Source organism: Clostridium sp. UBA6640, assembly GCF_002455975.1.
Classification (GTDB): domain Bacteria; phylum Bacillota; class Clostridia; order Clostridiales; family Clostridiaceae; genus Clostridium_J.
This window is the reverse complement of the sequence record NZ_DKLM01000118.1, coordinates 1-12,109: the sequence shown is the minus strand read 5'-3', so window position 1 is coordinate 12,109 and position 12,109 is coordinate 1. Positions and strand designations below refer to the sequence as shown.

General features: G+C 29.9%; 11 protein-coding genes. All 11 read right to left on the bottom strand.

Annotation, left to right across the window (positions count from 1 at the left end; all coding sequences use genetic code 11):
• Window positions 1-18: 18 nt before the first annotated feature.
• Window positions 19-651 carry a thiamine diphosphokinase gene (locus B2W91_RS12725; protein WP_291581478.1) on the bottom strand — a complete coding sequence of 211 codons (633 nt, stop codon included), beginning with the start codon at window positions 649-651 and terminating at the stop codon, window positions 19-21.
• Window position 652: 1 nt separating this feature from the next.
• Window positions 653-1,303 (bottom strand): ribulose-phosphate 3-epimerase, encoded by a 651-nt coding sequence (gene rpe / locus B2W91_RS12720; protein WP_291581476.1) that lies wholly within the window; start codon window positions 1,301-1,303, stop codon window positions 653-655.
• A complete protein-coding gene (gene rsgA / locus B2W91_RS12715; RefSeq protein ID WP_291581475.1) occupies window positions 1,300-2,163 on the bottom strand; it encodes a ribosome small subunit-dependent GTPase A in 864 nt (287 codons plus the stop codon). The genes rpe and rsgA overlap by 4 nt, the downstream gene beginning before the upstream one ends.
• A gap of 15 nt (window positions 2,164-2,178) precedes the next feature.
• On the bottom strand, window positions 2,179-4,158 hold the full coding sequence (pknB, locus tag B2W91_RS12710) for a Stk1 family PASTA domain-containing Ser/Thr kinase (RefSeq protein WP_291581473.1): 1,980 nt from the start codon (window positions 4,156-4,158) through the stop codon (window positions 2,179-2,181).
• Window positions 4,133-4,879: a Stp1/IreP family PP2C-type Ser/Thr phosphatase gene (locus B2W91_RS12705; protein WP_291581471.1), complete on the bottom strand. Its 747-nt coding sequence runs from the start codon at window positions 4,877-4,879 to the stop codon at window positions 4,133-4,135. Before B2W91_RS12705 ends, pknB begins: the two co-directional genes overlap by 26 nt.
• 2 nt (window positions 4,880-4,881) lie before the next feature.
• Entirely contained in the window at window positions 4,882-5,916 is a 1,035-nt protein-coding gene (gene rlmN, locus B2W91_RS12700) for a 23S rRNA (adenine(2503)-C(2))-methyltransferase RlmN (protein ID WP_291581469.1), read from the bottom strand.
• A 7-nt stretch (window positions 5,917-5,923) separates the two neighbouring features.
• On the bottom strand, window positions 5,924-7,252 hold the full coding sequence (rsmB, locus tag B2W91_RS12695) for a 16S rRNA (cytosine(967)-C(5))-methyltransferase RsmB (protein WP_291581466.1): 1,329 nt from the start codon (window positions 7,250-7,252) through the stop codon (window positions 5,924-5,926).
• Window positions 7,253-7,469: 217 nt separating this feature from the next.
• Complete coding sequence (locus B2W91_RS12690; RefSeq protein ID WP_291581465.1) at window positions 7,470-8,165, bottom strand: zinc metallopeptidase; 696 nt, start codon at window positions 8,163-8,165, stop codon at window positions 7,470-7,472.
• A 163-nt stretch (window positions 8,166-8,328) separates the two neighbouring features.
• On the bottom strand, window positions 8,329-9,273 hold the full coding sequence (gene fmt / locus B2W91_RS12685) for a methionyl-tRNA formyltransferase (RefSeq protein WP_291581464.1): 945 nt from the start codon (window positions 9,271-9,273) through the stop codon (window positions 8,329-8,331).
• Between the two features lies 1 nt (window position 9,274).
• The gene (gene def, locus B2W91_RS12680; RefSeq protein ID WP_291581462.1) at window positions 9,275-9,727 is read right to left on the bottom strand and encodes a peptide deformylase; all 453 of its coding nucleotides are present in this window, start codon (window positions 9,725-9,727) and stop codon (window positions 9,275-9,277) included.
• Between the two features lie 12 nt (window positions 9,728-9,739).
• On the bottom strand, window positions 9,740-11,953 hold the full coding sequence (priA, locus tag B2W91_RS12675; protein ID WP_291581460.1) for a primosomal protein N': 2,214 nt from the start codon (window positions 11,951-11,953) through the stop codon (window positions 9,740-9,742).
• Window positions 11,954-12,109 lie beyond the last annotated feature (156 nt).

Below are 12,109 nucleotides of genomic sequence, written 5' to 3'. Positions count from 1 at the left end.
TAGACTTTTTTGTCGAAATTAATCTATACATCTCATAAGTATAACTGTTCCACTATCAAAGGTTAAGGATACTTCCTCTTCAATAAATTCATTTGACAATGTCAAATTGTCACTTAAACTCAAATAATATGAATTAAGTTCATATTTCGCACCTTTTATAGTTAGATTTTTTACATCCTCTTTAAAGGCTATTAAAGAAAAACATTCTCCTTTTTTTCCTCTAATGATAGTAGGGGTATTTATCATTGTAATATTATTATTCGCATCTACTATAGAAGCTTTTGTATTTTTTTCTAGTGCACTATATAATACACATAGATTTCCAAGAAAATGATCCATTCTACTTCCTGTGCAGCCTAAAAATACTACGTCTTCAGCTTTAAGATCTATAGCCATATTTAAGGCAAGTTCTGTATCAGTAAAATCTTTTTCACTTGGAACAGTTAAAATCTCTGTTTTATCTTTAAAATAATTTAGTACCTCTTTATCAATCGAGTCAAAGTCCCCTAATAAAACTTTAGGAGTTATTCCATATCTATACAGGCAATTTGCTCCACTATCTGCTGCTATTATTTCATAGCCTTTTTCAATATAGATATTTAATATCTCCACACTTGGAGCTTTTCCTCCAGATACTATTGCTATTTTCATACTAAATTCCTTCTTTTAAAAGTTTAATATTTTTTTCTATTTCATTGTTTTTAAACACTGCTGAACCTGCAACTATTACATTTGCACCAGCATCTACTACGGTTTTTATATTTGTTACATCTATTCCGCCATCAACCTGTATCATCAATTCACTATTACAGTTTTCTGATAAGGCTTTAACTTCTCTTATTTTCTCACCACAATAATCTATATACTTTTGTCCTCCAAATCCAGGATTAACAGACATTATAAGTACCATATCTACATCTTTGATTAAATGTTTTATACTGCTTACTGGGGTAGCTGGATTTAGTGCTATTCCTGCTTTAATCCCAAAGCTCTTAATATAATTTATAGTTCTATCTAGATGTTTATCTGCTTCTGCATGAACAGTTATGATATCTGCTCCAGCATCCACAAATTCTTTAATATATCTAGCTGGGTCCTCTATCATTAAATGAACATCAAAGGTTAACTTTGTATATTTTCTTATAGATTTTATTACTGGAAATCCAAAAGAAATATTAGGTACAAACATCCCATCCATAACATCAATATGAATCATATCTGCTCCGTATTTCTCTAGATTCTTTACTGCTTCACCTAAATTTGCAAAGTCAGCAGATAATATTGAAGGTGATAATTTTATCATTTTCTACTCCCCCTACTTATAATCTCCTCTAAGGTTTTTATATAAAATTCATATCTACTCTTATGAATTTTACCTTCTTCAAGTGCATCCTTAACACCACATTTTGGCTCTTTGTAATGTGCACAATTGTTAAACTTACAATCATCTCTATATTCATCAAATTCTTTAAAACAATATTGAAGTTCTTCTTTGCTTATAAAATCTAATTCTAAGGATGAAAATCCTGGCGTATCTACTAAGAATCCCTCTTCTACCTCAATAAGCTCACTATGTCTTGTGGTGTGCTTACCTCTTTTTAGTTTATCACTGATTTCTCCAGTCTGCATAACTTCTTTTCCAATAAAACTATTCAATATTGTAGATTTACCTACTCCTGAGGGACCACAAAATACACTTATATTATCTTTTATCTTTTCTTTTAACTTGTCTAAGCCTTTATTATTCTTAGCTTCTAAATACAAAACTTCATAACCAGCAGATTCTAATTCATCCTTTATGCTATTTTTATCTTCATCTACTAAATCCATTTTATTAAAGCATACTACTGCTTTTAACCCATTGTATTCGCATAAAAGCAAAAATTTATTTAGTAAATCTTTATTTAAGTTTGGATGCTTAAAAGCAAAAACCACAAAAGCTTGAGTTACGTTTGCTACTGCCGGTCTTATTAGTTCTGTTTTTCTTTGGTAAATTTTTTCTATAGATACAGAGTCTTTTTCAATGGAAATTTCAACATTGTCACCAATCATTGGTGTCAAATTATTATATCTAAATTTCCCTCTAGCCTTACATTTATATAATTCTCCATTTACATTAACGTAATAAAGACCGCCTATTCCTTTAACAATTACTCCAACCATATGTCCTCCAAAACATTATTGTTTATCTTGATTTTGTTCTGTTGTTTTATCTTCCTCTTCTGTTTCCTTTGCTTTTACCGTCAACTGTATAGTTTCTCCCTTATCAACTTTAGTACCATGTCTTATATCTTGAAATTCGACTATATCATCATCATTCCCTGAAACCTGTACATTTAATCCTGAAGAGGCTGCTAAATCTTGAGCATCCTTTACAGTTCTTCCTCTAAAATCAGGTACTGTTACCTTCTCTGGTTTTGGTTCTTCATATTTATAGTAATTTACGTTTATTACTTCTTGCTCATTAACCTTTGTTCCAGCTACAGGGCTCTGGTTAAATATTATTCCATCTTTAGTTATATCATCAGTTATTACCGGACGTTTTTCTCCAAGTTTAAGATTAGAAATGCTAAGTATACTCTCTGCTGCATCTATAGATTCGCCTTTTAAGTCTGGAACTATAGTAGACTTAATTGAAGGTCCTTTACTTACTACTATATGGACAGTATCACCTTTCTTAACTGAAGCGTCTGGTTGAGGATCCTGTCTAATAACAGTTCCTTCTGCATAAGTTTCATTATTCTCTTGTGTTATAGTTCCTACTCTTAACCCTTTGCCAACTATTTGATTTTGCGCTTCTTCCGAAGACAGATTTCTTAAATCTGGAACTGTAATTTCTTCTGGTCCTGCACTTAAAATGACCTTTACTTGAGATTTCTTTTTAACTGGAGTCCCTTCATTAGGCATACATTTTATAATTGTACCTTTAGGTTTATCATCTTTCTCTTCTCCATCTACTATTAATTCAAGTCCTAAATCCTCTAACATTTTTTTACCTACAGTTTCACTTTTCCCTACTATAGCTGGAATTTTTATTTCTTTAGGACTGCTTGGATTGACCATCTTAGAATATATATTACTTGAAAAAATTCCCAGTATCACTAGAAATATAGTAGCGAAAGAAATTATTATCATGTTCTTTTTCTTTTTATCTATCCTCTTTGAAGTACCTTTTTTCTTTGGTTCTTCATCCTCAAAATCATCATCGTCGTCATCATCAAAATCTTCTTCTTCAAAATTATTTTTCTTATATGAAGATTTTATTTTATCAACTTGAATTGGGTCCATAACTCTAGTATAATCTTCATCTATATTAGTGTTTTGAACTATAGTATAGTCTTGATTATTTTGCATCTTCTTTAAGTCAATTAATATTTCTGTAGCAGTTTGGTATCTTTTAATAGGCTCTTTTTCAATTGCCTTCATTATTAAATTACTTAAACCAACAGGAATATTATAATTTATTGCACTTGGCGGAATTACTGGTTCTTGAATATGCTTTAAAGCTATTGAAACAGGACTATCACCATCAAAAGGTAGTTTGCCTGTTGCCATTTCATAAAGCACAATCCCAAAAGAGTATATATCTGTTCTAAAATCTACTACTTTTCCCTTTGCTTGCTCTGGTGAAAAATAGTGTGCTGACCCTATAACTTTGCTTGTATGAGTTATAGTATCCGTATTAGAAGCCTTGGCTATTCCAAAGTCAGTAACCTTTACCGTTCCATCCTCTGTCACAAGAATATTGTGAGGTTTTATATCTCTATGAATTATGCCATTTCTATGAGCACATTCTAAGGCTTTTGCAATTTGTATTCCTATAGATATTACTTCCTCATAAGGTAAATTACCTTTCTCATGAATTACTTTCTTTAATGTCTTTCCATTTACAAGCTCCATAACTATATAATTATATTTACCTTCAACACCTACATCGAAAATATTAACTATATTGTTATGAGAAAAGCTTGCTGTTGCTGCAGCTTCTTTTCTAAACTTATCCATAAATTCAAAATTTGTAGTATATTCTTCTTTTAGGATCTTAACAGCTACATATCTATTTAGAAGACGACATTTTGCTTTATATACTATTGCCATGCCACCTTCACCAATTTTTTCAATTAGTTCATATCTACTCCCCAATATGGTTCCAATCATCTCCGCACTCTCCTTTAAATATGATAACTGAGATGTTATCTCTTCCGCCTCTTTCTTTACTTAATTGTATTAATTTTTCACAGCTTTCGCCTTTACAATTAGTAATTATATCATATATTTCATCTGTAGTTACTTCATTAGTAAGACCATCTGTACATAGTAGTATTTTATCTACACTGTCAAGATCTAATTTATAAACATCTACCTCTACAGATGGTTTTGTACCAATAGCTCTAGTGATTACATTTTTATTTGGATGATTTACAGCTTCTTCTTCACTGATTGTTCCATTGTCTAGCAGCTCTTGAACTAAAGAGTGATCTTTTGTAATCTTCACTAAAGAATTATTGCAAAGTGCATAACATCTACTATCTCCTACATGCCCAACTAGTAATGTATCATCCTTTATATAGCAAACTGTTATGGTAGTTCCCATCCCTCTATAACTTTCATTTAATAGAGCATGTTTATATACATTATGATTTGCTTTATTGATAGCCTCAACTAATATTTTTTCTTGTTCTTCATCTTTATGTTCTTTTATATATCCTATAATAATTTCTAAAGCAAGTTTACTTGCAACCTCTCCGGCATTATGTCCCCCCATACCATCAGCTATACCATAAATAGCCATACTGTCTTCTTCAAAGTATCCAACAAAGTCCTCATTTAAACTTCTTTTGTTTCCAACATCAGACTGTATCCCTATTAATCTCCCCATTCTTATAACTCCTTTTTCTCTAAATAACTTCTTCTAAGTTGTCCACAAGCAGCATTTATGTCTAAACCCATTTCCTTTCTAACTGTTGTCTCTATTCCATTTTTAATTAATATATTTTTAAATCTATTTACATCTTCTAAATTAGCTTTCTTTAAGCTACTTTCTTTTATTTCATTTATAGGTATTAAATTAACATGACAAAGCATACCTTTTAAAATTTTTGAAAGCTCCTGTGCATTTTCTATGCTGTCATTAACTCCTCTTACCAATGCATACTCAAAAGTAACTCTTCTATTAGTTTTTTCAATATAATAGTTGCAAGCATCTAATAATTCTTTAATAGAATAAGCCTTAGCAATAGGCATAGTTTGCTTTCTTAATTCATCATTTGGTGCATGAAGTGAAATTGCTAAAGTTATTTGTAAATTTTTATCCGCTAGTTCTTTAATTTTAGGAACAATTCCACAAGTAGATAAGGTTATATGTCTTTGCCCTATATTTAGCCCATACTCTGAATTTACATTCTCTAAAAATTTTATTACATTATCAAAGTTATCTAGTGGTTCCCCACTCCCCATTAAAACTACATTTGAAATTCTGTCACCTAAGCTCTCTTGCGCCCTAATAACTTGACCTAATATCTCTCCACTGGTTAAACTTCTAACTACACCGTCTATAGTGGATGCACAAAACTTACATCCCATTCTACAACCTATTTGAGTAGATACACATATAGAATTTCCATGACTATATTGCATAACTACAGATTCAATTAGATTATTATCTCTTAATGCAAAAAGATGTTTTCTTGTATCTCCTGCCTTTGAATTGTAAGTTTCAACTATTTCAGGTACACCTACATAGAATTTATCTTCTAATTTTTCTTTTAAGTTCTTAGGTAAATTCTTCATATCTTTAAAGTCATATACATATTTATATATCCAATCAAAAACTTGTTTTGCTCTAAATTCACTTTCATTATTTTCCTTCATCCATGATTTAAGTTCTTGTAAATTTAAATCTAATATATTTTGCATAATGCACCTACCATATTCTACGTATTTTTGCTATGAAGAAACCATCCATGTATTTATTTGGCAATATGGTCGCATATCCTTCTTCACTATATATTATGTTATCTACATTTCCATAAAACAATGGTTCCAATTTAAAATTAGGATGATTTTTTAGAAACCATTGTATGTTATTCTCATTTTCCTCTTTATTTAATGTACAAGTGGAATATAATATAACTCCATCTTTTTTTACATACTTTGCTGCATTTTTCATAATTTCTTTTTGTATTTTAACTATTTCTTTTAACTCTTTAGAAGTTTTAGTATATTTTATCTCTGGTTTTTTCCTTATAATTCCAAGCCCTGAGCAAGGAGCATCAATAAGTACTCTATCTCCCCTATCTTCTAGCTCACTATTATATATAGTAGCATCTAAAGTACTACACTTTATGTTTTTTATTCCTAATCTCTGTACATTAGAAAGAATTAGTGACAATTTATTTTCATGAATATCAAAAGCTAATACTTTGCCAGTATTATTCATAATCTCTGAAATATGAGTAGTTTTCCCTCCTGGTGCGCTACATAAATCTAAAACTGTCATATTTTCTTCTATATCCATTGAAGGTGCAACTAACATAGCACTTTCATCCTGTACTGTTACATATCCATCTTTAAATAATGGGTTGGCTTCAATACTTCTTCCATTTACTATTCTAATGGCCTCAGGACAAACATACCCCTCCATTATATCATATTTATTCTTCTCTAAAGCTTCAAATACTTCCTCATAATCTCCCTTTAATGAGTTTGCCCTTAATGTTATAGCTGGCCTTTCATTTAAGCCCTTCAGTATATTTTCTGCATTATCCCTTCCATAGTGACTTATAAAATGCTTTATAAGCCACTGTGGAAATGAATGGTGAAAAGCTAATTTTTCTATTTCATTATCATTATAATATTGCTTATCTAAATTTCTTAAATAATTTCGTAAAACTCCATTTACTAATTTAGAAGCTCCTACTGATACATTTTTTTTAGTAAGGTTTACTGCCTCATTCACTGCTGCAAAATCAGGAATTTTATCTAAATATTTTATTTGATATATTGAAATTCTAAGTATATTTAATACAAAACTCTCTAACTTATTAAAATTTTTTCCTGTAAAGTTTTGAATAATTTTATCTATTGAATATTTATATTTAATAGTACCGTATACTATCTCTGTAACTAATGCTTTATCTACTTCACTTAAATCACTATTATTAAGCTCTAGTCCTAAAACAATATTAGAGTAAGCTTTATTATTAAAGACCTGACTTACTACTTCTGTTGCTATTTTTCTAGCGTTACTCATCATCTTACCTCTATTTTCAATTATTTAAACATCTGAAAGAAAATAACAAGCCCAAATATGAATGAAAAATTAAGAATNNTCTTAATTATTAATCCTTAATTCTTAAGGATTTAAGCTGTTTTATAGAAAAGTTATTTTCCATAGCATATTTTAAGTTTTCACATTGTATCCCTACATAAAAAAACTTACATACTGACTTGTTATTTTTCAAAATATATTAATCATTTCTTCTACTTAAAAGTATTAATCTAGCTAATTGTGCAAGTGCAGTTATCACTGCTGCCACATAAGTTAATGCTGCAGCATTTAAAACTTTTCTTGCTCCATTAATTTCATCACCTACTAAAATCCCCTTAGATTTTAGCACTGCAATTGCTCTATTTGAAGCATTAAATTCTACTGGTAATGTTACCACTTGGAATAAAACTACTGCTGAGAATAATACTATACCTGCCGTAATTAAAGGTTTAATACTAAAAATTATTCCCATAAAGAATAACATCCAAGAAGCATTAGAACCTAAACTAGCTATCGGTACCAAAGCTGTTCTTAATCTTATAGGCCCATAATTTTCTTTATGTTGAATGGCGTGACCTATTTCGTGAGCTGCCACTCCTATAGATGCTAGTGAAGTTCCTTCATAAACTTCCTGGGATAACCTAACTACTTTCTTTTCAGGATCATAATGATCAGTTAATTTTCCCCTCACCATCTCAATTGGAATGTCAAATAATCCATGAGCATCTAAAATCATTCTTGCTACATCTTTACCTCTATAACCCATAGAGCTATAAATTTTAGAGTATTTGTTGAAAGTTGATTTAATATTAAATTGTGCCCACATAGCAATTACTAGTGCTGGAATCAAAATCAACATAGTAGGATCATAATAATAACCATAATAACCGAACATAATAAAACCTCCTTATTTTAGTTTAGTTGTCTTTTTTAAAACACTTATAATATTTAGTACGTTTTATTTAAGATTCCCTAATTAAGAGTTAAGTATTAATGCTAAAATTTTAAAATAATCATTATTATAGTTAATTATTTAAAATTAACCTAATCCTTAATTCTTATTCATTAATTTTATTTTTTAGTTCTATATTTTCTTCAATTTTATTTCCTTTAATATATTCAGATACTTCTAATGGCTTTTTATTTGGAAATTGTATTTTTGTTATTAATATAACCTTATCTTTTGTTGCTACCCTAATTCCTTCATTATTTACCTTTAAAATCGTTCCTGGCTTTTTACTACTTTCTTCTTGTAGTAGTTTAGTGGATATTACCTTCATCATCTTATCTTCGTAAAAAGTATGTGCTATTGGAAAAGGATTTAATCCTCTTACAAAGTTATGTATTTCTACTGAGGATTTATTCCAATTAATGTTAGCCATTTCTCTACTTAATTTATGAGCATAACAACTTTTTGAATCATCTTGCTTCTCTCCTGTAATTTCTCCTTTTGATAGCTTTTTCATAGTTTCTACAAGTAAAGAACTTCCACTTCCCATTAAAGCATCATGAAGCTGTCCAAAAGTCATATCTTCATCAATCTCTACTTCATTTTTTAAAAGCATATCTCCTGTATCTAATCCTACATCCATAAGCATAGTAGTATTCCCAGATTTTTTTTCTCCTGCCATGATTGCATAATTTATAGGTGCTGCACCTCTAAATTTAGGGAGTAATGAAGCATGAAGATTTATACATCCATATTTAGCAATCTCTAGAACTTCCTTTGAAAGTATTTGCCCAAAGGCAACTACAATTATAAAATCTGGCTCCATTTTCTTAAGCATATCTATCATTTCTGGTTCTTTTCTTAAATTTTCTGGCTGATAAACAGGAATATTATGCTCTAATGCTACTTCCTTAACTGGAGACATTGCTAATGCCTTTCCTCTTCCTTTTGGTCTATCTGGTTGAGTAAATACAGCCATAACTTCAAATTCATCAATTAGTGCCTTTAGAGATGGTACTGAGAAGTCTGGAGTTCCCATAAATACTACTTTCATATTATGCCTCCTGTTCCTTTACAATTTTATCTATATAAAGTATTCCATCTAAATGATCAATTTCGTGACAAAAGGCTCTAGCAAGAAAATTTTCACCTTCTAACAATATCTCTTCACCTTTTTCATTCATAGCTTTAACCTTAACATACTTAGGTCTTTTAACATTACCTTGTTCTCCTGGAATACTTAAGCATCCTTCTGTGTCTGTAACTGCCCCTCTTTTTTCAATTATTTCAGGGTTTATTAAAACTATAGGACCTTCTCCTATATCTACAACCACCACTCTTTTTAATATTCCTACCTGCGGTGCTGCAAGTCCAACACCATTAGAAGCATACATAGTTTCTTTCATATCATTGATTAAAGTTAAAAGTCTTTCATCTATGCTAGTTACGACTTTACTTTTTTTTCTCAAGATTTCATCTTCCTTAGTTCTAATATTTCTTATAGCCATCTTTTTTCTCCTTTATAGCATATTATTTGGATTTACGTCTATACTTGCTCTTATATCATTATAAACATTACTTAATTCTTCATAAATAAAACTTTTAATTCCAAGAGCTAAATGTTCGCTAAAGTTTCCTTTAATTACAATCTGCCATCTATAAGCATTTTTTATTTTTGAAATACCACAAGGGCAAGGTCCTAGTATTTCAACTTTATCATTTTTTTCTAGGTGAAACCTTAACTTGTCACATATATTTTGTATATTTTTTATTAATAGTTCTTCCTTCTTACTACTAAGATTTATACACATAATTTTAGTAAAAGGAGGATATTTAAGAATCTCTCTAAGCCTAATTTCTTCATCATAAAAACCTTTATAACTATTCTCTACAGAACATTTTATGCTTAAATTGTCAGGGTTATAAGTCTGAACTACTACTTTTCCTTCTTTTTTCCCTCTTCCTGCTCTTCCTGATACCTGTGTTATAAGTTGAAAAGTTCTTTCATTAGCACGATAATCTGGCAGGTTTAAAGACAGGTCAGCTGCGATAATTCCAACTAAAGTCACATTTGGAAAATCTAAACCCTTTGCTATCATTTGAGTTCCTATCAGTATATCTGCTTCACCATTTTTGAAAGACCTATATATGTTTTCATAGGAATTCTTTTGTCTTGTAGTATCAAAATCCATTCTCAATGTTCTAGCTGTTGGAAAAGCCTTCTTAACTTGAGCTTCTAATTGTTCTGTACCTATTCCAAAATATTTTACATATTTGCTTTTACATTTAGGGCAAGTTTTTACCTGTGGAACCTTAGTACCACAATAATGGCAACTTAATGCTTCATAAGAATTATGATACGTTAAAGATATGTCACAATTGTGACATTTAAACACATATCCACAAGATCTACAAGATACAAAAGTAGAATATCCCCTTCTATTTAAAAATAATAATATTTGATCATTGTTTTCTAAGGCTTTACCTATATTTTCATAAAGCACTTCGCTAAAAATGGTTTTATTATTATTTATAAGTTCTTCTCTCATATCAGAAAGATAAATTTTAGGTAGCTTTGCATTATCGGCTCTTTTATCAATGGTTATAAGTTCATATATTCCTTCCTGTGCCTTATAATAGCTTTCTATGGAAGGTGTAGCAGAACCTAAAACTAATTTGCAATTTTCTATTGTACATTTTAATTCTCCAATTTCTTTAGCTATATATTTAGGATCACTATCGGACTTATAGCTTCCCTCATGCTCTTCATCAATAACAATAAGTCCCAAGTTTTTAAAAGGTAAAAAAATTGCTGATCTAGCACCTATTGCTACCTTTACTTTTCCACTTTTTACCCTCATCCATTCATCAAATTTCTCTCCATCATTTAATTTACTATGAAATATAGCCACATCTTTTCCAAAGCGTCCTTTAAAACGCTCTACCATCTGTGGAGTTAGAGAAATTTCAGGAATTAAAATTATAGAATCCTTCCCTTGATCCATCATATTACTAACTAAATTCATATAGATTTCTGTTTTTCCACTACCTGTAACTCCATGAAGTAAAAATTTATTATTTTTAGAATTTAATATTGTGTCTACAGCTCTTCTTTGAACATCATTTAATATTCTTTTATCATAGTTTTTATAGAGCTTATCATTATATCTATAAACTATACTTTCCTCAGCTATCAAAAATCCATATTTAATTAATGTATTTATAGAAGATAAGGAAAATCCCATTTCTTTTGTAAGCTCTGCTTTATTATATATTTCATTGTTCTCTTTTATAAAACTATAGATATTTATATAATTTTCTTTCAAATATTTTTCTTCCAAAGGTTTCCCTAAAGAAATTACAGTTTTAGTCTTAAACTTCATTCCTTTAGTAATACCATTAGGTATTATTACTTTTATGCATTCTAAATAAGTACAAAGATATTTTTTTCTCATTGTTTCAATAAGTTCTATATCTTCTTCTCTTATTACTAGGAAATCATCACAGATTTCTTTTATTGTTTTCATTTTAGAAAAATTCTCTTCTTGTAAATCATCACTTTTATAAAGTTTCATTACGAATCCATCAATAAATTTATTTCCTAATCCGAAGGGAACCTTTACTCTATGTCCTAAAGATAGCTTATCCTTTAAGCTATCAGGAATTTTATATGTAAATATTTTATCAACTTTTATTGCCTCATTATTAACAATAATTCCTGCAAAATCATTCATAGTATCCCTGCTACTCAAAATATGGACAAAAATACCCATATTGAGATTTTTCCTGTTTCAATGTACTCCATTTTGCCGAAGCTACTTTGGTTTATATAGCACTCCACAGGCTTAAATTCCCATCTAGCCAACGATACATATATAAGCATCTATTTA

What these genes read in the sequence shown, in the direction of transcription:
- B2W91_RS12725 (WP_291581478.1), bottom strand. Translation starts at nt 651, where the DNA reads ATGAAAATAGCAATAGTATCTGGAGGAAAAGCTCCAAGTGTGGAGATA.
- rpe (WP_291581476.1), bottom strand. Translation starts at nt 1,303, where the DNA reads ATGATAAAATTATCACCTTCAATATTATCTGCTGACTTTGCAAATTTA.
- rsgA (WP_291581475.1), bottom strand. Translation starts at nt 2,163, where the DNA reads ATGGTTGGAGTAATTGTTAAAGGAATAGGCGGTCTTTATTACGTTAAT.
- pknB (WP_291581473.1), bottom strand. Translation starts at nt 4,158, where the DNA reads ATGATTGGAACCATATTGGGGAGTAGATATGAACTAATTGAAAAAATT.
- B2W91_RS12705 (WP_291581471.1), bottom strand. Translation starts at nt 4,879, where the DNA reads ATGGGGAGATTAATAGGGATACAGTCTGATGTTGGAAACAAAAGAAGT.
- rlmN (WP_291581469.1), bottom strand. Translation starts at nt 5,916, where the DNA reads ATGCAAAATATATTAGATTTAAATTTACAAGAACTTAAATCATGGATG.
- rsmB (WP_291581466.1), bottom strand. Translation starts at nt 7,252, where the DNA reads ATGAGTAACGCTAGAAAAATAGCAACAGAAGTAGTAAGTCAGGTCTTT.
- B2W91_RS12690 (WP_291581465.1), bottom strand. Translation starts at nt 8,165, where the DNA reads ATGTTCGGTTATTATGGTTATTATTATGATCCTACTATGTTGATTTTG.
- fmt (WP_291581464.1), bottom strand. Translation starts at nt 9,273, where the DNA reads ATGAAAGTAGTATTTATGGGAACTCCAGACTTCTCAGTACCATCTCTA.
- def (WP_291581462.1), bottom strand. Translation starts at nt 9,727, where the DNA reads ATGGCTATAAGAAATATTAGAACTAAGGAAGATGAAATCTTGAGAAAA.
- priA (WP_291581460.1), bottom strand. Translation starts at nt 11,953, where the DNA reads ATGAATGATTTTGCAGGAATTATTGTTAATAATGAGGCAATAAAAGTT.